Annotated in this window: 15 protein-coding genes and 3 rRNA genes; 16 read left to right on the forward strand and 2 right to left on the reverse strand. The window is 66.9% G+C overall.

Annotated features, from left to right (window positions below; genetic code table 11):
* Positions 1 to 10 precede the first annotated feature (10 nt).
* From pheS to argH, 10 genes are all read left to right on the forward strand, one after another.
* Positions 11 to 1,075: a phenylalanine--tRNA ligase subunit alpha gene (gene pheS / locus C9992_RS00255; protein WP_106813617.1), complete on the forward strand. Its 1,065-nt coding sequence runs from the start codon at positions 11 to 13 to the stop codon at positions 1,073 to 1,075.
* On the forward strand, positions 1,075 to 3,612 hold the full coding sequence (gene pheT / locus C9992_RS00260) for a phenylalanine--tRNA ligase subunit beta (protein WP_106813618.1): 2,538 nt from the start codon (positions 1,075 to 1,077) through the stop codon (positions 3,610 to 3,612). Before pheS ends, pheT begins: the two co-directional genes overlap by 1 nt.
* Positions 3,613 to 3,670: 58 nt before the next feature.
* Positions 3,671 to 4,651: an NAD-dependent epimerase/dehydratase family protein gene (locus C9992_RS00265; protein WP_106813619.1), complete on the forward strand. Its 981-nt coding sequence runs from the start codon at positions 3,671 to 3,673 to the stop codon at positions 4,649 to 4,651.
* 244 nt (positions 4,652 to 4,895) lie between these two features.
* Positions 4,896 to 5,969: an N-acetyl-gamma-glutamyl-phosphate reductase gene (gene argC / locus C9992_RS00270; RefSeq protein ID WP_106813620.1), complete on the forward strand. Its 1,074-nt coding sequence runs from the start codon at positions 4,896 to 4,898 to the stop codon at positions 5,967 to 5,969.
* Complete coding sequence (argJ, locus tag C9992_RS00275) at positions 5,966 to 7,123, forward strand: bifunctional glutamate N-acetyltransferase/amino-acid acetyltransferase ArgJ (protein WP_106813621.1); 1,158 nt, start codon at positions 5,966 to 5,968, stop codon at positions 7,121 to 7,123. The genes argC and argJ overlap by 4 nt, the downstream gene beginning before the upstream one ends.
* A complete protein-coding gene (gene argB / locus C9992_RS00280; RefSeq protein WP_106813622.1) occupies positions 7,120 to 8,019 on the forward strand; it encodes an acetylglutamate kinase in 900 nt (299 codons plus the stop codon). The genes argJ and argB overlap by 4 nt, the downstream gene beginning before the upstream one ends.
* The gene (locus C9992_RS00285) at positions 8,016 to 9,248 is read left to right on the forward strand and encodes an acetylornithine transaminase (protein ID WP_106813623.1); all 1,233 of its coding nucleotides are present in this window, start codon (positions 8,016 to 8,018) and stop codon (positions 9,246 to 9,248) included. The genes argB and C9992_RS00285 overlap by 4 nt, the downstream gene beginning before the upstream one ends.
* Complete coding sequence (argF, locus tag C9992_RS00290; protein WP_106813624.1) at positions 9,245 to 10,168, forward strand: ornithine carbamoyltransferase; 924 nt, start codon at positions 9,245 to 9,247, stop codon at positions 10,166 to 10,168. The genes C9992_RS00285 and argF overlap by 4 nt, the downstream gene beginning before the upstream one ends.
* An 18-nt stretch (positions 10,169 to 10,186) precedes the next feature.
* On the forward strand, positions 10,187 to 11,302 hold the full coding sequence (locus C9992_RS00295) for a heparan-alpha-glucosaminide N-acetyltransferase domain-containing protein (RefSeq protein WP_235007870.1): 1,116 nt from the start codon (positions 10,187 to 10,189) through the stop codon (positions 11,300 to 11,302).
* 9 nt (positions 11,303 to 11,311) lie between these two features.
* A complete protein-coding gene (gene argH, locus C9992_RS00300; RefSeq protein ID WP_106813625.1) occupies positions 11,312 to 12,742 on the forward strand; it encodes an argininosuccinate lyase in 1,431 nt (476 codons plus the stop codon).
* A 15-nt stretch (positions 12,743 to 12,757) separates the two neighbouring features.
* On the opposite strand, the gene C9992_RS00305 is transcribed toward argH, so the two are convergent.
* Together C9992_RS00305 and C9992_RS00310 are read right to left on the reverse strand one after the other, a co-directional pair.
* On the reverse strand, positions 12,758 to 13,357 hold the full coding sequence (locus C9992_RS00305; protein ID WP_106813626.1) for a hypothetical protein: 600 nt from the start codon (positions 13,355 to 13,357) through the stop codon (positions 12,758 to 12,760).
* Positions 13,358 to 13,427: 70 nt separating this feature from the next.
* Positions 13,428 to 14,042, reverse strand: coding sequence for a helix-turn-helix domain-containing protein (locus tag C9992_RS00310; protein WP_106813627.1), 615 nt, complete (start codon positions 14,040 to 14,042; stop codon positions 13,428 to 13,430).
* A gap of 162 nt (positions 14,043 to 14,204) precedes the next feature.
* Between C9992_RS00310 and tyrS the strand changes: the two genes are divergently transcribed.
* The 6 genes from tyrS (at position 14,205) to rrf (ending at position 22,893) form a co-directional block, all read left to right on the forward strand.
* A complete protein-coding gene (gene tyrS / locus C9992_RS00315) occupies positions 14,205 to 15,506 on the forward strand; it encodes a tyrosine--tRNA ligase (RefSeq protein ID WP_106813628.1) in 1,302 nt (433 codons plus the stop codon).
* Positions 15,507 to 15,552: 46 nt separating this feature from the next.
* Positions 15,553 to 16,374 (forward strand): DUF4184 family protein, encoded by an 822-nt coding sequence (locus C9992_RS00320; protein WP_106813629.1) that lies wholly within the window; start codon positions 15,553 to 15,555, stop codon positions 16,372 to 16,374.
* 119 nt (positions 16,375 to 16,493) lie between these two features.
* Positions 16,494 to 17,135, forward strand: a complete 642-nt coding sequence (locus tag C9992_RS00325) for a UdgX family uracil-DNA binding protein (RefSeq protein ID WP_106813630.1) — start codon at positions 16,494 to 16,496, stop codon at positions 17,133 to 17,135.
* 506 nt (positions 17,136 to 17,641) lie between these two features.
* A 16S ribosomal RNA gene (locus tag C9992_RS00330) occupies positions 17,642 to 19,164 on the forward strand.
* A 386-nt stretch (positions 19,165 to 19,550) separates the two neighbouring features.
* Positions 19,551 to 22,657: ribosomal RNA gene (locus C9992_RS00335) — 23S ribosomal RNA — on the forward strand.
* A 119-nt stretch (positions 22,658 to 22,776) separates the two neighbouring features.
* Positions 22,777 to 22,893: ribosomal RNA gene (gene rrf / locus C9992_RS00340) — 5S ribosomal RNA — on the forward strand.
* Together the 16S, 23S and 5S rRNA genes form the textbook arrangement of a ribosomal RNA operon.
* Positions 22,894 to 22,970: the final 77 nt, after the last annotated feature.

The raw sequence follows: 22,970 nt of genomic DNA on the forward strand, positions 1-22,970 counted from the left end.
CTCGTCTCTCGTGTCCGACGCACCCGAATCACCCGCCGCTGCCCCGGCAGAGATCACGCCCGAGGCGGTGGATGCTGCCGTCGCCGACGCCCTTGCCGCGATCGCGGGCGCCGCCGACACCGCGGCGCTGAAGGCCGCCCGCTCCGCGCACTCCGCCGAGGGCTCGCCGCTGGCGAAGCTCAACGCGCGCCTGCGCGACGTCCCGAACGAGAAGAAGGCCGAGTTCGGCAAGCTCGTGGGCCAAGCCCGCGGCCGCGTGAACCAGGCGCTCGCCGCTCGTGAGGAGGAGCTCGCCGCCGCCGAGACCGCCGCGAAGCTCGAGGCGGAGCGGGTCGACATCACCGCACTCGCGGCTCGCGCCCGCGTGGGGGCGCGGCATCCGATCTCCCTCCTGCAAGAGCAGATCGCCGACATCTTCGTCGGGATGGGCTGGGAGATCGCGGAGGGTCCCGAGCTCGAGCACGAGTGGTACAACTTCGACGCCCTGAACTTCGACGTCGACCACCCCGCGCGCCAGATGCAGGACACGTTCTTCGTCGACCCGGTCGAACGCCACCTCGTCATGCGCACGCACACGAGTCCGGTTCAGGTGCGCTCGATGCTCGAGCGGGATCTGCCGCTCTACGTCCTGTGTCCCGGGCGCGTGTACCGGACCGACGAGTTCGACGCGACACACCTTCCCGTCTTCACTCAGTTCGAGGGCATCGTGGTCGACAAGGGCATCACGATGGCGCACCTCAAGGGGACGCTCGACCACGCCGCCAAGGTGCTGTTCGGCCCCGAGGCCAAGACGCGCTTCCGCGCGAACTTCTTCCCGTTCACCGAGCCGTCGGCCGAGCTGGACCTGTGGCACCCCACCTTCAAGGGCGGGGCGCGATGGATCGAGTGGGGCGGCTGCGGCATGATCAACCCCAACGTGCTGCGCGCTGCGGGAATCGACCCGGAGGAGTACTCCGGCTTCGCGTTCGGCATGGGTATCGAGCGGACGCTGATGTTCCGCAGCGACGTCCAGGACATGCGCGACATGGCCGAAGGCGATGTCCGCTTCAGCGAGCAGTTCGGAATGGTGGTCTGATGCGCGTCCCGCTCTCCTGGCTTCGCGAGTACGTCGAGGTGCCGGCCGACGCCACGCCCGAAGACATCCTGGCGGCATTGGTCCGCGTCGGCTTCGAGGAGGAGGACGTCCACCGCTTCGAGCTGCAGGGCCCGATCGTCGTCGGCGAGGTGCTCGAGTTCGTCGAGGAGCCGCAGTCCAACGGCAAGACGATCCGCTGGTGTCAGGTGCGCGTCGCACCGGACGGCGAAACCGCCGCGGACGGCGGCGACGCCGTGCACGGCATCGTGTGCGGCGCCCGCAACTTCTTCGTGGGGGACAAGGTCGTCGTCACGCTCCCGGGTTCGGTCCTCCCCGGCCCGTTCCCCATCGCGGCACGCAAGACCTACGGGCACGTCTCCGACGGCATGATCGCGTCCGCGCGCGAACTCGGCCTCGGCGAGGAGCACAGCGGCATCCTGCGGCTCGTGGAACTCGGCATCGACGCCCCCGTCGGCACCGACGCGATCACGCTGCTGGGCCTGGACGACGTCGCCGTCGAGATCAACGTCACGCCCGACCGCGGCTATGCACTGTCGATCCGCGGTGTGGCTCGCGAGTACTCGCACTCCACCGGCGCAGCGTTCCACGATCCGGCCGACCGGCCGTGGGAGGACCTCGCGCCCGGATCGGGCTTCCCGATCACCGTCGACGACCAGGCCCCCATCCGCGGCCGGGTCGGGGCGTCCGAGTTCGTCGCGCGCGTGGTGCGCGACGTGGACCCGACCAAGCCGACCCCGGCCTGGATGATCGCTCGCCTGAGCCTGGCGGGTATCCGCTCGCTCGGCATCCTGATCGACATCACGAACTATGTGATGCTCGAGCTCGGCCAGCCGATCCACGGGTACGACCTCGACAAGCTCCAGGGCGGCATCACCGTGCGCCGGGCGACGGCGGGGGAGAAGCTCGAGACTCTCGACGGCAAGGTGCGCACGCTCGATCCCGAAGATCTGCTCATCACCGACGATTCCGGGCCCATCGGCCTGGCCGGCGTGATGGGCGGGGCCGCCACCGAGATGAGCGACACCACGCGCAACGTCCTCATCGAGGCCGCGAGCTTCGACACCGTCTCGATCGCACGCACCGCCCGCCGTCACAAGCTGCCCTCCGAGGCATCCCGCCGCTTCGAGCGCGGCGTCGACCCGCTGGTGCCGTTCGTCGCGGCCCGGCGGGTCGCCGAGCTGATGGTGGAGTACGCCGGCGGCACGAGCGACGACGAATACGGGGGTGCCCTGTACGCCGAGGTGTTCGTGCCCGGCATCGAGCTTCCCCCGCTGTTCGTGCAGCATCTGATCGGCGTGGAGTACACCGGCGGTCAGATCGAGGCGGCGCTGCGGCTGATCGGATGCGACGTCGTCCCCAACGAGGACGACGCGGCGGGCTGGCAGGTCATACCGCCCTCGTGGCGCCCGGACCTCACCGACAAGTGGACGCTGGCCGAGGAAGTGGCACGCATCGAGGGTTACGACCGCATCCCCTCCGTGCTCCCGCTGCCGCCGTCCGGACGCGGACTCACCGACGCGCAGCAGGGCCGACGGCGCGTGGCGAACGCGCTCGCAGCAGCAGGCTTCGTGGAGACCCCGTCCTTCGGATTCACCACCGAGGAGCAGAACGACCTGCACGGCTCGGCGTCGGGCGAGCACCTGCCCAGCGTCAAGCTGGCCAATCCGCTCGACGGCCAGGCGCCCTTCCTCCGCCGCTCGCTCGTTCCCGGCCTCCTGCAGGTCGCCCACCGCAACCTGTCGCGCGGCTTCACCGACCTGGCGCTCTTCGAGACCGGCGTGGTCTTCCTCCCGAAGGCCGGTGTCGCGTACGGCACGTCGTTCGTCCCGCCGCTGGCCGTGCGTCCGGATGCCGCGACCCTCGCCGAGCTCGACCAGTCGATCCCGCCGCAGCACCGTCATGTCGCCGTGCTGCTGACGGGAAGCCTCGTGCCCAAGCAGCCCGGTGTCGCCCCCGTGACGGCCGAGCTCGCGGACGGCCTCGACGCAGTGCGCACGATCGCCGCCGCTGCCGGTGTCACGGTCGATGTGGCCCAGGGCGAGCGCGCGGCGCTGCACCCTGGACGCACCGGGGTGCTCTCGGTCGCCGGCACCGAGGTCGGCTACGTGGGGGAGCTGCTGCCGGCGGTGGCCGCGGCATCCGATCTTCCCGGCCGCGTCATCGTCGTTGAGCTCGACCTCGACCTCGTGCTGTCGCTGGCGGGGGAGAAGGTCGTGGCGGCGTCACTGTCCGCGTTCCCGGCGGCGACGCAGGACGTCTCGCTGGTCCTCGGCGCGGACGTTCCGGCCGCAGAGGTGCGCACCGCGCTGGTGGACGGCGCGGGCGAGCTGCTGGAATCTCTGCGCCTCGTTGACGACTACCGCGGCCAGGGCGTGCCGGACGGCTCCAAGAGCCTGACGTTCGCGCTGCGGTTCCGCGCCGCCGACCGGACGCTCACGGCGGCGGAGGCGACGGAGGCGAAGCTCGCCGGTGTCGCGGTCGCCGCTGAGCGGTTCGGGGCGACGCTGCGCGAGTAGCGATCTGCTCCCAGCGGAGACGGGTGCCCCCGCCCGGTGGTTCTGATTGGCTGGGGGCATGACCGATGTGCTCATCCTGGGCGGTACCGGCTGGCTCAGCGGCCGGGTGGCCGAGAGCTGGGCGGATGCGGCGGCATCCGTCACCTGTCTCGCCCGCGGCGCGCGACCGGCGCCCTACGGAACAACCCTTGTCGTGGCCGATCGTGATCACCCGGACGCGTACGCGGCGGTGGCGGACCGGGACTGGGATGAGATCGTCGACGTGTCGTCCGACCCGGCTCATGTCGGGGCCGCGCTGGGGGCGCTCGGGGAGCGCGCGAAGCACTGGACCTACGTCTCGACGGTCTCGGTGTACGCGTCCCACGACGAGCGTGGCGCTGACGAGTCGGCGGGGCTGCTCGCGCCGCCCGCTGCCGGGGAGCCGGAGGACTACGGCCAGGCGAAGGTGCACGCGGAGGCTGCGGTGCGTGCGGCGCTCGGGCACCGTGCCGCGATCGTGCGTCCGGGACTGATCGTCGGTCCCGGCGACCCGACCGACCGTTTCGGGTACTGGGCGGCGCGCTTCGCCCTGGCGGACGCGGGCGACGTGCTGGTGCCCGATGCCGCCGATCTCGGGACGCAGGTCATCGACGTCGAGGACCTCGCCGCGTTCGTCCAGGTGCTCGGACGAGAACGCTGGACCGGCGTGGTGAACGCAGTGGGTGATCCGGTTCCGCTGGAGCGGGTCCTGGCCGAGGCGCGAGAGATCGCCGGTCACACGGGCCGGGCGGTGTCGGCATCCGATGAGTGGCTGACCGAGCAGGGCGTGGCGTTCTGGATGGGACCGCGGTCCCTGCCCCTGTGGCTTCCGCGCGACATGCCGGGATTCTGGACGCGCTCGAACACGGCGTACCGGCTGCTCGGCGGCCGGCTGCGGCCGCTGCGCGACACCCTCGAGCGCACCTTGGCCGATGAGCGCACCCGTGGTCTGGATCGCGAGCGCCGCGCCGGCCTCACCCGCGCGGACGAACTCGAGCTTCTCGCGCAGCTGCCGGCCTGACGCGACCCTCGACGACGCGCGTTCTTCGCCGGATTTGCGGATGCCGCAGCCCGGCGGCTATCGTCGGCGCATGCCTTCGGCGATCCAGGGACTTGTGACGCTCCTTCCGAGCGTCGCTCCCGCACGCCGACGCCGTCTGGGCGAGCGCCGACTCTAGGCGACCCCGAACGCCGTCCTGTCATGGACGTCTGCGAACGGGCGTCGCCGTCTCCGGCCCCCGTACGCAGACTCTAAGGTGGAATCCATGACATATTCGGTCGCCGTCTCCGGCGCATCCGGCTATGCGGGCGGTGAGATCCTGCGGATCCTCGCCGCACATCCCGACGTCGAGATCCGCACCGTGACCGCGCACTCCAACGCGGGACAGCCGCTCATCCAGCACCAGCCGCACCTCCGCTCGCTCGCCCACCTCACCCTCGAAGACACGACTCCCGAGGTCCTCGCGGGCCACGACATCGTCTTCCTCGCGCTGCCCCACGGCCAGTCCGGCCAGTACACCGACGCCCTCGGCGACACCCCGCTCGTCATCGATGCGGGTGCGGATCACCGTCTCGAGTCCGTAGCCGACTGGGACCGGTTCTACGGCGGGGACTTCCACGAGCCGTGGGTGTACGGCGTGCCGGAGCTGCCGGTGGCCGGCGCCAAGCAGCGCCGGCGGCTCGAAGGCGCCTCGCGGATCGCCGCTCCCGGTTGCAACGCGTCGACCGTGAGCCTCAGCCTCGCGCCCGGCGTCGCTGCGGGCGTCATCGACCCGTCCGACATCGTGACGGTGCTCGCGGTCGGCCCCTCCGGCGCCGGCCGCAGCCTCAAGACGCACCTGCTGGCTTCCGAGATCCTCGGCAGCGCCAACCCGTACGCCGTCGGCGGCACGCACCGGCACATCCCCGAGATCCGCCAGGCGCTGGCGGCGGCCCGCGAGTCCAGCGTCGAAGGCGGCACCGGTCCCGACCGGGGCATCCGCATCTCGTTCACGCCGGTGCTCGTCCCCATGGCCCGCGGCATCCTCGCCACCTCTTCCGCGCCCATCGTTCCGGGCATGACCGACGAGCAGATCCGCGGCGCCTGGGAGTCGGCGTACGGCGACGAGACCTTCGTGCAGCTCTTGCCGGCGGGGGAGTTCCCCCGCACGGCGGACGTGCTCGGCGCGAACACCGCGCTCATGGGCCTGGCGATCGACCGGGCGGCCAACCGGGTCACCGTCGTGACGGCGGTCGACAATCTCGTCAAGGGCACCGCCGGCGCGGCCGTGCAGTCCATGAACATCGCGCTGGGCCTGCCCGAGGGCACGGCGCTCACCGTGAACGGAGTCGCCCCGTGAGTGTCACCGCGGCACAGGGATTCGAGGCGGCCGGTGTCGCCGTCGGGCTCAAGTCGACCGGCAAGCCCGATGTCGCCGTCGTCGTCAACCGCGGGCCGCTCAAGGCCGCCGCCGCCGTGTTCACCAGCAACCGCGCGAAGGCAAACCCGATCCTCTGGTCGCAGGAGGTCATCCGCGACGGCGTGGTCGAGGCGATCGTGCTCAACTCCGGCGGCGCCAACTGCTTCACGGGGTCGTTCGGATTCCAGACCACCCACCAGACGGCCGAGAAGGCGGCGGAACTGCTCGGAGTCAGCGCCGGCGACGTCCTGGTGTGCTCCACCGGGCTCATCGGCACGGGCGACGAGTCCTTCCGGGCCAAGGTGCTGGCCGGAACCGAGAAGGCGATCCGCACTCTCTCTGCCGAGGGCGGCGAAGCGGCGTCGCTCGCGATCATGACCACCGACTCCCGCCCCAAGAGCGCGGTCGCCGCCCGCGACGGGTGGTCGATCGGCGGCATGGCGAAGGGCGCCGGCATGCTGGCCCCGGGTCTTGCCACCATGCTCGTCGTCATCACGACCGATGCGGTGCTCGATTCGGCGCAGGCCGACGCCGCGCTGCGTCAGGCCACGGCGCGCACGTTCGACCGGCTCGATTCCGACGGGTGTATGTCGACCAACGACCAGGTGACGCTCATGGTCAGCGGGGCCTCCGGCATCGAACCCGATCTCGACGAGTTCGCCGCGGTGCTCACCGAGGTCTGTCAGGACCTCGCGAAGCAGCTGCAGGGCGACGCGGAGGGTGCGAGCCACGACATCACGATCGAGGTCGTCAACGCCGCCTCCGAGGAGGACGCGGTGCAGGTCGGGCGCTCGGTGGCCCGCAACAACCTCTTCAAGGCGGCGATCTTCGGCAACGACCCGAACTGGGGACGCGTGCTCGCCGCGATCGGCACGACACAGGCCGCCTTCGACCCCTACGACGTCGACGTCTGGATGAACGGCGTGCGGGTATGCAGCGCGGGCGGTCCCGACGCGCCTCGCGAAGACGTCGACCTCACACCCCGGGCGACCGACCTCGTCATCGACCTGAAGGTGGGCAGCGCCTCGGCGACCATCCTCACCAACGACCTCACCCACGACTACGTGCACGAGAACAGCGCCTACTCCTCATGACCGATCTGCAAGACACCGATCCCGGCGAGGCCAGCGCCCGCGCCGTCACGCTCATCGAGTCGCTGCCCTGGCTCAAGCGCTTCCGGGACCAGATCGTCGTCGTCAAGTACGGCGGCAACGCGATGGTCAGCGAGGAGCTGCAGGATGCCTTCGCCGCCGACATCGCCTACCTCCGGTACGTCGGGGTGAAGCCGGTCGTGGTCCACGGTGGTGGGCCCCAGATCTCATCGATGCTCGATCGCCTCGCGATCCCGAGCGAGTTCAAGGGGGGATACCGGGTGACCTCCACGGAGGCGATCTCGGTGGTGCGCATGGTGCTCACCGGCCAGATCAACCCGCAGCTCGTCTCCAAGATCAACGCCCACGGCCCCGTCGCGACCGGTCTCAGCGGCGAAGACGCGGGTCTGTTCGGCGGCCGCCGCCGCGGCGTGGTCATCGAGGGCGTGGAGCACGACCTCGGGCGGGTCGGCGACGTCGTCCAGGTCGATCCGCAGCCGGTGCTCGACCAGGTCGCCGCCGGCCGCATCCCGGTGGTCTCGAGCATCGCGCCCGACCTCGACCACCCCGGGCACTCGTTGAATGTGAACGCGGATGCTGCGGCATCCGCGCTGGCCGTCGCGCTGGGGGCGGCGAAGCTGGTGGTGCTCACCGACGTCCCGGGGCTCTACGCCGACTGGCCCAACCGCGACTCGCTCGTGTCGCACCTGACTTCGACGGAGCTGCGCGCGATGCTGCCGCGGCTCGAGTCGGGCATGATCCCGAAGATGACGGCGTGCTTGGAAGCGGTCGAAGGCGGCGTCGAGACCGCCGCCATCATCGACGGACGCGTGCCGCACTCGGTACTCGTGGAGATCTTCACCAGCAAGGGAATCGGAACAGAGGTGGTGCTCGGATGACGTGGCAGGACGATGCGGGGCGCGACCTCGTCAAGAGCTTCGGGCCGCGCATGGCGATGTTCGTGCGCGGAGAAGGCTCCTATCTGTGGGACGCCGACGGCAAGCGCTACCTCGACTTCCTGGCCGGGATCGCGGTCGACTCGCTGGGCCACGCGCATCCGGTGTTCGTCGACGCCGTCGCGACGCAGGCCGCGACGCTGTCCCACGTCTCCAACTACTTCGCCACCCCGCCGCAGCTCGCGCTGGCTGCGACCCTCAAGCGGCTGGCCGGCACCGGCGACGCGGGGCGCGTGTACTTCGGCAATTCCGGCGCTGAAGCCAATGAGGCGGCGTTCAAGCTCGCCCGCCTTCACGGCGGGTCGGCCCGCCCGCGCATCCTCGCGCTCAAGGACGCCTTCCACGGGCGCACGATGGGGACCCTCGCGCTCACTGGCAAGCCCTACATGCAGGAGCCGTTCCTGCCCATGACCCCCGGCGTCGAGTTCATCGACTCCACCGTCGAGGCCCTCGAGGAGGCCATCGACGACCGCGTCGCCGCGCTGTTCGTCGAGCCGGTGAAGGGTGAGGCGGGCGTCCTGCCGCTTCCCGCCGGTTACCTCACCGCCGCCCGCGAGATCACCCAGCGTCACGGAGCGCTTCTCATCGTCGACGAGATCCAGACCGGGGCCGGGCGCACCGGGGCCTGGTTCGCGTTCCAGCACGAGGGCATCACACCGGATGCCATCACGGTCGCCAAGGGGATCGGCGGCGGGTTCCCGATCGGCGCGCTGATCACGTTCGGCGAGGCCAGCGAGCTCTTCTACCCGGGCACGCACGGCTCCACCTTCGGCGGAAACCCCCTCGGCACCGCCGTCGCCGGCGCCGTGCTGGCCGAGATCGAACGGGCCGATCTGGTCCGCAACGCGGCGGAGCGCGGAGCGCAGCTGCGCGCGGCGATCGAGCGCATCGATTCCGAGCTGATCGAGGGGTGCCGCGGCGCGGGGCTGCTCATGGGCGTGGGGCTGCGGCATCCCGTCGCGAAGGCGCTCGTGGCCGCCGCCGGCGAGCACGGCCTGGTCATCAACGCCACCAACGACGACACCATCCGACTGGTGCCCGCCCTGACGATCGGCGATGTCGAGATCGACGAATTCGTGGAGCTGTTCACGGCGGCACTGCGCACGGTGGAGGACGCGCTGGTGCTCGATGCGCCGAGCGGATCGAGCACCGGACGGGAGGTCTCGGCATGACCCGCCACCTGCTGCGCGACGATGACCTCACGCAGGCCGAGCAGAACGAGATCCTCGAACTCGCGGTCGCGCTCAAGAAGGACCGGTGGAAGCTCAAGCCGCTCGAGGGGCCTCAGACGGTCGCGGTCATCTTCGACAAGTCGTCCACCCGCACCCGGGTCTCGTTCGCGGTCGGCATCGCCGACCTCGGCGGGTCGCCGCTGATCATCTCCACCGCGAACAGCCAGCTGGGCGGCAAGGAGACGCCCTCCGACACCGCCCGGGTGCTCGAGCGCCAGGTGGCGGCGATCGTCTGGCGCACCTACGCGCAGGCCGGTCTCGAGCAGATGGCGGCGGGCACCCGCGTTCCGGTGATCAACGCGTTGAGCGACGACTTCCACCCCTGCCAGCTGCTGGCCGACCTGCTGACCATCAAGGAGCACAAGGGCGAGCTCGCTGGATTGACCCTCGCGTTCTTCGGCGACGGCAAGTCCAACATGGCGCATTCGTACGTGCTGGCCGGGGTGACCGCCGGCATGCACGTGCGCGTCGCGTCGCCCGAGTCCTACGCGCCCCGCGACGACGTGATCGCCGACGCCGACCGGCGCGCCGCCGAGACCGGCGGCTCGGTGACGCTCTACACCGACCCGAACGAGGCCGCGGCAGGCGCGGACGTCATCGTGACGGACACCTGGGTGTCGATGGGCAAGGAGGAGGAGAAGCTCGAGCGGCTGCGCGACCTGGGCGGGTACAAGGTGACTCAGGAGCTCATGTCGCTCGCGCGCGGCGACGCGATCTTCATCCACTGCCTGCCGGCCGACCGCGGATACGAGGTGGACGCCGAGGTGATCGACGGACCGCAGAGCGTGGTGTGGGACGAGGCCGAGAACCGGCTCCACGCCCAGAAGGCGCTGCTGGTCTGGCTTCTGCGCCAGGACTGAAGATCGGGCGGCCCGAGGGTGAACCGGCTCGCCGAGTGCTGGGGTCGCCTGAACCACGCGCCGCGCGTCGTGGGCGTCGATCTGGCCCGAGGGCTGGCGGTGCTCGGCATGTTCGCCGCCCATCTGCTCTGGATCGACGAGCCCTTCGCGTGGGCTGACCCGGCGACCTGGGTCGCGGTGGTTCATGGTCGCTCGTCGATCCTCTTCGCGACGCTGGCCGGGGTGTCGATCGGTCTCGTGACCGGCGGAGCGTCGCGGCTGCTCGGCGCGCCGATGGCACTCGCGCGGCGCCGGCTGGTCGCACGAGCCGCGCTCCTGTGGCTGCTCGGCATCCTGCTCATCGCGACCGGTGTGCCGGTCTACGTCATCCTCCCGGCATACGCGCTGCTGTTCCTGCTGGCCATCCCTCTCACCGCGCTACCGGCAGGCATCCTGCTGCCGGCGGCCGCGGCGCTGGCCGTCGTGATGCCGTTCGTGCAGGTCGCGTTGGACGCACTCCCGGTGTGGACCTCGCCGGCGGGGGAGGCGCTGTCGCTCGTGCTGGGCTGGCACTACCCCTTCACGACGTGGATCGCCTTCGTCGCCGCCGGTCTCGGAGCGGCGCGCGCCGGCGTGACGAGGCTGCGGGTGCAGGTCTGGCTCGTCGTCGCCGGGGTTGCGCTGGCCGTCGTGGCGTACGGACTGGATGCCGCGGCCGGCGCGGGAGGCGACGCCGAGGTGTCGTCGTACCTCGGTGCCCTCTGGACGGCACGTGCTCATTCGAGCGGCCTGCTGGAGGTGGTGGGGTCGGGCGGGTTCGCGTTGGCGGTGATCGGCGCGTCTCTCCTCGTGTGCCGGACTGTCTTCGTGTGGCTGCTGCTGCCGCTGCGGGCGGTGGGCGCGATGCCGCTCACGGCGTACACGCTGCAGCTGCTCGTCTGGGCGGCGATCGCCGGTTCCGTCCTCGACAGAGTCGGGGACCTCTCCGGTTTCCGCGCGCTGCAGCCGTTCTGGCCGTTTACCGCGGGAACGATCGTCTTCTGCACGGCGTGGGCGCTGCTGGTCGGGCGGGGACCGCTCGAGACCGTCGTGGACCGCGGTTCGCGGCTGTTCGCCCGGTCGCGGGCGACGGCAGACCCGGCATCGCCTCGGTAGGCTGGTGCGGTGAGTGATGCGAAGGGCGACGGCACGAACGAGGGCGCACTGTGGGGAGCCCGGTTCGCCACGGGGCCGTCTCCGGAGCTGGCGGAACTGAGCCGCTCGACGCACTTCGACTGGGAGCTCGCGCTCTATGACATCGCCGGTTCCCACGCGCACGCCAAGGCGCTCGCCGCCGCCGGCTATCTCACCGCCGACGAAGAGCAGGCCATGCATCGGGGTCTCGACGTGCTGGCCCGCGGTGTCACCGAGGGCACCCTCCTGCCCGCGGCATCCGACGAAGACGTCCACGGCGCACTCGAGCAGGCGCTGATCGGCGTGGTCGGTCCGGAGCTCGGCGGCAAGCTGCGCGCCGGCCGCAGCCGCAACGACCAGATCGCGACGCTCGTACGCATGTATCTGCTGGACCACTCGCGCACGATCGCCCGCGAAGTGCTCCGTCTCGTCGACGCGCTCGTGGCTCAGGCCGAAGCCCACGCCGATGCCGTCATGCCCGGTCGCACGCACCTTCAGCATGCCCAGCCGGTGCTGCTCGCGCATCACCTGCAGGCGCACGCGTGGCCGCTCGTGCGGGACCTGGAGCGGATGCGCGACTGGTCGGCTCGTGCCGCCGTCTCACCATACGGCGGCGGGGCACTGGCGGGATCGACGCTGGGACTGGACCCGGAGCTCGTGGCGCGCGAACTCGGCCTGGACCGGCCCGCGGAGAACTCCCTGGACGGCACCGCGTCGCGCGACGTCGTCGCAGAGTTCGCCTTCATCGCCGCGATGATCGGTATCGACCTGTCCCGCTTCGCGGAGGAGATCATCCTGTGGAACACCCGGGAGTTCGGCTTCGTGACGCTCGACGACGGCTACTCGACCGGTTCGAGCATCATGCCCCAGAAGAAGAACCCCGACATCGCAGAGCTGGCCCGCGGCAAGGCAGGCCGGCTCATCGGCAACCTCACCGGGCTTCTGGCGACGCTCAAGGCGCTCCCGCTGGCGTACAACCGGGACCTCCAGGAGGACAAGGAACCCGTCTTCGACTCGGTGCGCACCCTCGAGACCGTCCTACCCGCCTTCGCCGGCATGGTGGCCACGCTCCGCTTCCACACCGAGCGCATGGCGGCCCTCGCCCCCGAAGGCTTCTCCCTGGCCACCGACGTGGCGGAGTGGCTGGTCAAGCGGGGCGTGCCCTTCCGCGACGCACACGAGATCTCCGGTCACCTGGTGCGCGTCTGCGAGCAGAACGGCCTCCAGCTGCACGAGGCGTCCGATGCTCAGCTCGCGGAGGTCTCACCCCACCTCACGCCCGAGGTGCGCGAGGTGCTGACCGTCGAGGGCTCGGTCGCCAGCCGTGCGGGCACCGGCGGCACGGCTCCGGTACGTGTAGCCGAGCAGCGGGCCGAGCTGATCCAGCGTGTCCAGGCCGCTGCCCACGCGCTCGGGCTCTGACGGGCGTCCCCGACCTCACCAGATGGCGAGCCGCACGGCTCCGGCGACCACGCACGCCCAGACGAGGCTGGCGAGGGTTCCGATGATGAAGCGCTCCCGTGTCTCCGCGGTCGCCAGCTCCGAGAACCGGCCGATGCCCTTCAGTGCGACGATGACCGCGATCGCCTCGGGGAAGCCCACGATGATGCCCAGGGCGACCGCCGCGCGCTCGAGATAGCCGATCGTGGTGCCGCCTCGCATCACCTCGCGCACGACATCCTGTTCGGAGGCGATGGCTCCCGCAACGGCGGGGGCACGCAGCAGGATGCCACCGTTGTCGCCTTCCTGCACTCTGCCGTGACTGGCCAGCTCCAGCACGCGGCGGGTGATCGGGTTCCCGCCGAGGATGGCGACGGCGGTGCCGAGCACGGCGATGCCGAGACCCACCGGCAGCGGCACGTCGACGGGCGAGACGGCGACCACGAGCAGGCACAGCACCACGAGTGCCGCCGCGATCATGAGCGGCACGTCGATCGGCTTGCGGATGCTGACGAGCACGAGGACGAGCGCGACCGCGAGGGCAGCGCACAGCACGATCGAGAGCACGATCGCGAACAGCACGTCCGGCAGGACCATGGCTGTCAGTCTGGCACGGGCGCCCGACGTCGCCCGTGACGACGTCCCGACGTCGGCGATCCGGGCGCGCTCAGGCGTGCGAGACCTCGCCCGGTGCCGCAGGAGCGTCCAGCCGTTCCAGCACACGCTGCAGGGCCGGGATCGCCGCCTCCTCGGTGCGCAGTGCGGCGGTCTTCGCGCGGAGGCTCACGGCGCCCTCGGAGATTCCGAGCCGGTCCGCGGCGTCACGCTGGGTGAGACCTTCGGCCAGCAGGTCGTAGACCTCCCAGCCCTCGGCCGTCCGTCGGTCGCGCAGTTCGATGAGCAGCCGTACGAGCGCTTCTGCGTCGTCGCCGTCCGCCGGCGCAGTGACCGCCATGCGCGTGCTGGCCTTCTTGGCGCGCTCGACGGCGTCGCGGGCGTTGACGAACGCCTCGCCACGCGCGGCGCGCACGCTGGCGGGGAGAGGCGACTCGACCGCTCCGACACCGACTCCGACGCTCCATTGTCCGGTCCGCGTGAGATCCAGGATGACGGCGAGGACGGTCGCGGCATCGGCGATCGCGGCCTGGATCTCGTCTCCGGCCGTGCGCTCGGGCGCGAGTGCCAGCCGCGGGGGATCGTGTCGCGCCACCACGGCGATCGCCGCGGGAACGGCGTCGGCATGTACCCGGCTCGCGCGCTGATCTGCGGTCACGACATACATGGGCATCCTTAAGGGACGAGGCTTAATCGAACACCAATTTAGCCTCTAGGCTTCACGTGCTCAAGCCTGTGGGCTAAACCAAGCTTGCCTTTAGCGCCCACGCTCAACGTCCCGAGGGGGCGAGGACGGGTGCGGGCACGCGGCGCTGATAGCCTGGCTCGCGTGTCTGAAACCGTCGTGAGCGCGACTGCGCCCGCGATCGATCCCTCGTTCGAGAACGTGTGGGACGAGATCGTGTGGCGCGGGCTCGTGCATGTGTCCACCGACCAGGAGGCGCTGCGCGCCCTTCTCGCCGGGGGCCCCATCACGTATTACTGCGGCTTCGACCCGACCGCGCCCAGCCTGCACCTGGGGAATCTCGTGCAGTTGATCACGATGCGTCGCCTGCAACTGGCAGGACACAAGCCGCTCGGACTTGTCGGAGGATCCACCGGCCTGATCGGTGACCCGCGACCGTCGGCGGAGCGCACGCTCAACACGAAGGAGACGGTGGCCGAATGGGTCGGCTCTCTCCGATCGCAGGTCGAGCGCTTCCTGAGCTTCGAAGGCGACAACGCAGCACGCATCGTCAACAACCTGGACTGGACGGCGCCCATGAGCGCCATCGACTTCCTCCGTGAGATCGGCAAGCACTACCGTGTGGGCACGATGCTCAAGAAGGACGCGGTCGCTGCACGCCTGAACTCCGAGGCAGGCATCAGTTACACGGAGTTCAGCTACCAGATCCTGCAGGGCATGGACTACCTCGAGCTGTACCGGCAATACGGCTGCGTCCTGCAGACGGGCGGCAGCGACCAGTGGGGCAATCTGACCAGCGGAACCGATCTCATCCATCGGGTCGAGGGAGTGTCGGTGCATGCCATCGGCACGCCGCTGATCACCAACAGCGATGGAACGAAGTTCGGCAAGAGCGAAGGCAACGCGATCTGGCTGGACGCGGCGATGTGCAGCCCCTACCGGATGTACCAGTTCTGGCTGAACACCGATGACGCGGACGTCGTTCAACGGCTCAAGATCTTCACGTTCCTCACGCGGGACGAGATCGACGAGTACGAGCGCCTGGTCGCCGAGGAGCCGTTCCGCCGCGCCGCCCAGAAGCGGCTCGCGCTCGAAGTCACGTCGTTCGTGCACGGTGTCGAGGCCACGGCGGCCGTCATCGCGGCATCCGAAGCGCTGTTCGGGCACGGGGATCTGTCCGCGCTCGACGCGGCCACGCTGCGTCACGCCCTGGAGGAACTGCCGCACGCGACGGTTGCCCGGGGGACAGGGGTGCTTCAGGTGCTCGTCGACACCGGTCTGGTCGCCAGCCTGTCCGAAGGCCGCCGGGCGATCGCTCAGGGCGGTGTCTGGCTGGACGGCGAGAAGGTCGACGATGATGCGGCGGTGGTGGCGGGTTCGCTCCCCGGCGGCGTGTCGGTGCTCCGGCGCGGCAAGAAGACGCTCGCGGGAGTGTTCGTCGGCTGAGGCGGCGGCGATGGCGAACGCGTGCACGCGCGGCGGGGAGTGACGGATGCCGTTCACACCGAGCCATGCCGTCGTCGCGCTGCCCTTCGTGCGCACGCCGCTGGTACCCGCCGCGATCGCGATCGGCGCGATGACTCCGGACATCCCGCTCTTCGTGAGGGGGCTGCCGGCCGGCTACGGCGTCACGCACTCCTTCGCATGGGTACCGGTGACCGTGGTGGTGGCCTTCCTGCTCTTCCTGCTGTGGCGGTGCGTTCTGCGACCGGCGGTACGAGAGCTCTCGCCGCTCTGGCTCGCCGCCCGCCTTCCGTGCGAATGGGACAGGGGGGCCGGGGCGGCCCTCCGAGAGGCGGTGGGCGTCGCCGCCGGAACACGCGCGCGGCGCTCGTCGCGGACGATTCTGCTCCTGGCGGCATCGCTCCTGGTCGGCGTGCTCAGTCACATCGTGTGGGACCTGTTCACCCACGAAGGGCGATGGGGGAGCCAGGTGCTCCCGGTCCTCGCCGACGAGTGGGGGCCGCTGCCGGGCTACAAGTGGCTTCAACACGGGTCGAGCATCGTGGGCCTCGCGATCATCACCGTCTGGATGCTGAACTGGTTGATCCGCCGCCGGCCAGAGAACCCGCCGAGGGAGGCGGTGCCTGCGGTGGTGCGATGGGTGTGGTGGATCGCGCTGCCGGGCGCGCTGGTGGCTGCGTGGCTCGGCGGTCTCATCGCGTTCGGTCCGCTGGACGGGGATTTCACCCCCGCGCATCTGGCGTACCGTGTGCTCCCCCCGGCGTGCGCTGCGTGGGGGCTGCTCACCGTGGCCGTGTGCGTCGCCGTCCAGGTGCGGCGTCATGGCGAGGGTGCACCGAGCGCGCTCTGAGGATCAGCGGCCGCGCCCCGTCATGTGCCCGATTCACCGGGCGGAACGTCACCATACCTCGCGACGACGTGGCCGGCCAGGGGCTTCGACCCCGGTCGGCGTCCGCGTACGGTGCGGGTATGGATATCGAGCGTCCCGGGGCGGAGCAGTGGGTGCCCTCCGATGCGGACGTCGATCGGCTCCGGGATGCCGTGCAGGGATGCCGTGGCTGCGAGTTGTGGCGCGGCGCGACGCAAGCGGTGTTCGGCGACGGTGACGCGCCGGCGCGACTGATGCTGGTGGGGGAGCAGCCGGGCGACAAGGAGGACCTCGCGGGCGAGCCCTTCGTGGGACCCGCCGGACGCATCCTGTCGCAGGCGCTCGAACAGGCCGGCGTTTCGCGGGAGAGCGTGTACGTGACCAATGCGGTCAAGCACTTCCGCTTCGAGATGCGCGGCAAACGCCGGATCCACCAGCGTCCCGATGCCGGGAACATCCAGGCGTGCCGGCCATGGCTCGAGGCGGAGTTCGCGGCCGTGCAGCCGGCCGTGGTGGTCTGCCTCGGCGCGACCGCCGGCCGTGCCGTCCTCGGCCGGGTCGTGAAGGTCGGCGCAGAGCGCGGCAGACCGCTGGACAGCAGCGGTCGGATCGTCGTTGTGACGATCCACCCGTCGGCCGTGCTGCGGCTGCGTGACTCGGGCCAGAGAAGCGAAGCGGTGGCCGGACTGGCGGCGGACCTCCGCGTCGCCGCGAAGCTGGCGAGGGACGTGGACACGGCGTGAGTCGGGGTCTCGTCGAGCGCGACACGCCCGGGGTGCGGGGTGGATTCGACGTGGGGCGTGGGTTCACGTAATGTTCTTGTTGTTCGCCCCAAAGGGTAGAGCGGAAGGCCGGAAGGTCTGGCTCCCCTCAAGCAGCGGACCACCCCATCTGATTCGGCTCCTGGCGAGTCGGCCGGTTTCCGGTTTAGGATGGGTTTCTTCCACTCTCGGGTTCGTCGATGGTGGCGGGGTTCGGTCCTCGTCGCGCGGTTGACAAGCCGCTCGGGATGTGTAAGATAGAGAAGTTGCCCTGCGGTGATGGTCGAGAGGCCTGAGCGTGGGTGCGTCCGATCTTTGAGAACTCAACAGCGTGCACTTGTCAAATGCCAATTTTTTCTCTGTCGGCCACGTTTGTGGTTGGTGGGGGTTTTTGGATCAATTCATGGATGTCAGTTTGATATTCGTTTTTGGTCATGGTTGAACTCGCTGGCTTTGGTCGTTTTTCCCGGCCGGGTTGGCATCATTTTTTTATGGAGAGTTTGATCCTGGCTCAGGATGAACGCTGGCGGCGTGCTTAACACATGCAAGTCGAACGGTGAAGCCAAGCTTGCTTGGTGGATCAGTGGCGAACGGGTGAGTAACACGTGAGCAACCTGCCCCAGTCTCTGGGATAAGCGCTGGAAACGGCGTCTAATACTGGATATGAATCACGATCGCATGGTCTGTGGTTGGAAAGATTTTTCGGTCTGGGATGGGCTCGCGGCCTATCAGCTTGTTGGTGAGGTAATGGCTTACCAAGGCGTCGACGGGTAGCCGGCCTGAGAGGGTGACCGGCCACACTGGGACTGAGACACGGCCCAGACTCCTACGGGAGGCAGCAGTGGGGAATATTGCACAATGGGCGGAAGCCTGATGCAGCAACGCCGCGTGAGGGATGACGGCCTTCGGGTTGTAAACCTCTTTTAGCAAGGAAGAAGCGAGAGTGACGGTACTTGCAGAAAAAGCGCCGGCTAACTACGTGCCAGCAGCCGCGGTAATACGTAGGGCGCAAGCGTTATCCGGAATTATTGGGCGTAAAGAGCTCGTAGGCGGTTTGTCGCGTCTGCTGTGAAATCCCGAGGCTCAACCTCGGGCCTGCAGTGGGTACGGGCAGACTAGAGTGCGGTAGGGGAGATTGGAATTCCTGGTGTAGCGGTGGAATGCGCAGATATCAGGAGGAACACCGATGGCGAAGGCAGATCTCTGGGCCGTAACTGACGCTGAGGAGCGAAAGGGTGGGGAGCAAACAGGCTTAGATACCCTGGTAGTCCACCCCGTAAACGTTGGGAACTAGTTGTGGGGTCCTTTCCACGGATTCCGTGACGCAGCTAACGCATTAAGTTCCCCGCCTGGGGAGTACGGCCGCAAGGCTAAAACTCAAAGGAATTGACGGGGACCCGCACAAGCGGCGGAGCATGCGGATTAATTCGATGCAACGCGAAGAACCTTACCAAGGCTTGACATACACGAGAACACCCTAGAAATAGGGGACTCTTTGGACACTCGTGAACAGGTGGTGCATGGTTGTCGTCAGCTCGTGTCGTGAGATGTTGGGTTAAGTCCCGCAACGAGCGCAACCCTCGTTCTATGTTGCCAGCACGTTATGGTGGGAACTCATGGGATACTGCCGGGGTCAACTCGGAGGAAGGTGGGGATGACGTCAAATCATCATGCCCCTTATGTCTTGGGCTTCACGCATGCTACAATGGCCGGTACAAAGGGCTGCAATACCGTGAGGTGGAGCGAATCCCAAAAAGCCGGTCCCAGTTCGGATTGAGGTCTGCAACTCGACCTCATGAAGTCGGAGTCGCTAGTAATCGCAGATCAGCAACGCTGCGGTGAATACGTTCCCGGGTCTTGTACACACCGCCCGTCAAGTCATGAAAGTCGGTAACACCTGAAGCCGGTGGCCTAACCCTTGTGGGGGGAGCCGTCGAAGGTGGGATCGGTAATTAGGACTAAGTCGTAACAAGGTAGCCGTACCGGAAGGTGCGGCTGGATCACCTCCTTTCTAAGGAGCACCTGGGTCTCTTTGGGGACTCTAGGACCCAGATCAGGACGAATGTTCCTGGTTGGGGCTCGTGGGTGGAACATTTGACATGGCATCAGCGCGACTGGTTCCCACTAGTACGCCGCATCCGTTGGGTGTGGTTGGAGGGTGGGGGGTGGTGAGCGGGGTGCCTGCACGCTGTTGGGTCCTGAGGGACCGGACGTCTCGTCCCCGTTTGGGGGTGGGGGTTTGACTCTCTGGGCTCCTGATCGCTGGTTGTGGCCGGTGGGTTGGGGGTGCCGCCCGTACTTTGAGAACTACACAGTGGACGCGAGCATCTTAAAGGGCTCATGCGTAAGCATGGGTTCGAAACGATAGACGATTCCTTTTGGAGTCGGCTCATGTGATTTCAAGTCTTTAAGAGCAAACGGTGGATGCCTTGGCATCTGGAGCCGAAGAAGGACGTAGCAATCTGCGATAAGCCTCGGGGAACTGATAAGCAAGTTTTGATCCGAGGGTGTCCGAATGGGGAAACCCCGCTGGGCGGCGTGCCGACCCAGTGACTCCCGCCTGAATATATAGGGCGGGTAGAGGGAACGTGGGGAAGTGAAACATCTCAGTACCCACAGGAAGAGAAAACAACCGTGATTCCGTGAGTAGTGGCGAGCGAAATCGGATGAGGCTAAACCGAGTACGTGTGATATCCGGCAGGAGTTGCGTATTCGGGGTTGTGGGACTTTCCGTATCATTCTGCCGAGTGGTGAACGTGATGCGTCGATATAGGTGAACGGTCTTGAAAGGCCGGCCAGAGTGGGTGCCAGCCCCGTAACTGAAATGTCGGACGCAGCGTGGAGAGTATCCCAAGTAGCACGGGGCCCGAGAAATCCCGTGTGAATCTGTCAGGACCACCTGATAAGCCTAAATACTCCCAGATGACCGATAGCGGACAAGTACCGTGAGGGAAAGGTGAAAAGTACCCCGGGAGGGGAGTGAAATAGTACCTGAAACCGTTTGCTTACAAACCGTTGGAGCACCCCTGGTAGGTGTGACAGCGTGCCTTTTGAAGAATGAGCCTGCGAGTTAGCGATATGTGGCGAGGTTAACCCGGGTGGGGTAGCCGTAGCGAAAGCGAGTCTGAAGAGGGCGATTTCAGTCGCATGTCCTAGACCCGAAGCGAAGTGATCTATCCATGGCCAGGCTGAAGCGACGGTAAGACGTCGTGGAGGGCCGAACCCACTTAGGTTGAAAACTGAGGGGATGAGCTGTGGATAGGGGTGAAAGGCCAATCAAACTTCGTGATAGCTGGTTCTCTCCGAAATGCATTTAGGTGCAGCGTTGCGTGTTTCTTGCCGGAGGTAGAGCTACTGGATGGCCGATGGGCCCTACCAGGTTACTGACGTCAGCCAAACTCCGAATGCCGGTAAGTGAGAGCGCAGCAGTGAGACTGTGGGGGATAAGCTTCATAGTCGAGAGGGAAACAACCCAGACCACCATCTAAGGTCCCTAAGCGCGTGCTAAGTGGGAAAGGATGTGGAGTTGCTTAGACAACCAGGAGGTTGGCTTAGAAGCAGCCACCCTTGAAAGAGTGCGTAATAGCTCACTGGTCAAGTGATTCCGCGCCGACAATGTAACGGGGCTCAAGCACGCCACCGAAGTTGTGGCATTGACATTATTGGTAGGCCTTCGTGGTCCAGCCGTGTTGATGGGTAGGAGAGCGTCGTGTGGCGAGTGAAGCGGCGGGGTGACCCAGCTGTGGACGCTACACGAGTGAGAATGCAGGCATGAGTAGCGAAAGACGTGTGAGAAACACGTCCTCCGAAAGACCAAGGGTTCCAGGGTCAAGCTAATCTTCCCTGGGTAAGTCGGGACCTAAGGCGAGGCCGACAGGCGTAGTCGATGGACAACGGGTTGATATTCCCGTACCGGCGAAGAACCGCCCCAATCAATCCAGTGATGCTAAGTGTCCGAACCTGTCCATCGTTGCCTTCGGGTGACACCGGGCGGGGGAGCACACGACCCTATGCTGGTGCGGTTAGCGTGTTAACAGGTGTGACGCAGGAAGGTAGCCCATCCCGGGCGATGGTTGTCCCGGGGCAAGTGCGTAGGCCGAGCTGTAGGCAAATCCGCAGCTCATGCAGGCTGAGACACGATGCGGATGAAAAGTGGGTGATCCTATGCTGCCGAGAAAAGCATCGACGCGAGGTTCTAGCCGCCCGTACCCCAAACCGACTCAGGTGGTCAGGTAGAGAATACCGAGGAGATCGAGAGAATCGTGGTTAAGGAACTCGGCAAAATGCCCCCGTAACTTCGGGAGAAGGGGGGCCATCCGCTTATACCACCTTGCGTGGAAAAGGGTGTGGTGGCCGCAGAGACTAGTGGGTAGCGACTGTTTACTAAAAACACAGGTCCGTGCCAAGTCGCAAGACGATGTATACGGACTGACGCCTGCCCGGTGCTGGAAGGTTAAGAGGACGGGTCAGCCGCAAGGCGAAGCTCAGAATTTAAGCCCCAGTAAACGGCGGTGGTAACTATAACCATCCTAAGGTAGCGAAATTCCTTGTCGGGTAAGTTCCGACCTGCACGAATGGCGTAACGACTTCCCAACTGTCTCAACCGCGAACTCGGCGAAATTGCATTACGAGTAAAGATGCTCGTTACGCGCAGCAGGACGGAAAGACCCCGTGACCTTTACTACAGCTTGGTATTGGTGTTCGGTGTGGCTTGTGTAGGATAGGTGGGAGACTGTGAAGCGGATACGCCAGTATTCGTGGAGTCGTTGTTGAAATACCACTCTGGTCACTCTGGATGTCTAACTTCGAACCGTGATCCGGTTCAGGGACAGTGCCTGGTGGGTAGTTTAACTGGGGCGGTTGCCTCCCAAAAAGTAACGGAGGCGCCCAAAGGTTCCCTCAACCTGGTTGGCAATCAGGTGGCGAGTGTAAGTGCACAAGGGAGCTTGACTGTGAGACTGACAGGTCGAGCAGGGACGAAAGTCGGGACTAGTGATCCGGCAGTGGCTTGTGGAAGCGCTGTCGCTCAACGGATAAAAGGTACCTCGGGGATAACAGGCTGATCTTGCCCAAGAGTCCATATCGACGGCATGGTTTGGCACCTCGATGTCGGCTCGGCGCATCCTGGGGCTGGAGTAGGTCCCAAGGGTTGGGCTGTTCGCCCATTAAAGCGGTACGCGAGCTGGGTTTAGAACGTCGTGAGACAGTTCGGTCCCTATCCGCTGCGCGCGTAGGAAGTTTGAGAGGATCTGACCCTAGTACGAGAGGACCGGGTTGGACGAACCTCTGGTGTGCCAGTTGTACTGCCAAGTGCACCGCTGGTTAGCTACGTTCGGGATGGATAACCGCTGAAAGCATCTAAGCGGGAAGCCGGCCTCAAGATGAGACTTCCATACCCTTTTGGGTGAGAGGCTCCCAGCCAGACTACTGGGTTGATAGGCCAGATGTGGAAGCACGGCAACGTGTGCAGCTGACTGGTACTAATAAGCCGATGACTTGATAATCACCCCCACCCGCGGGTGGGTAAGGGTGTTCGCGTCCACTGAGTGGTTCCCGATGTACGGTCGGGAACACAACAGAACAGAGTACTTTCACGTTGTGAAACCTGAAACATCGAAAGAGTTTCGGCGGCCATAGCGAGAGGGAAACGCCCGGTCCCATTCCGAACCCGGAAGCTAAGCCTCTCAGCGCCGATGGTACTGCAGGGGCGACCCTGTGGGAGAGTAGGACACCGCCGGACACCACGTAAACGGAATGGCCACCCAACGCAGGGTGGCCATTCCGCGTTAAGGGACTGAGTTGCCTCGCACCGAGCGG

Source organism: Microbacterium timonense, assembly GCF_900292075.1.
In the GTDB taxonomy this organism is placed as follows: domain Bacteria; phylum Actinomycetota; class Actinomycetes; order Actinomycetales; family Microbacteriaceae; genus Microbacterium; species Microbacterium timonense.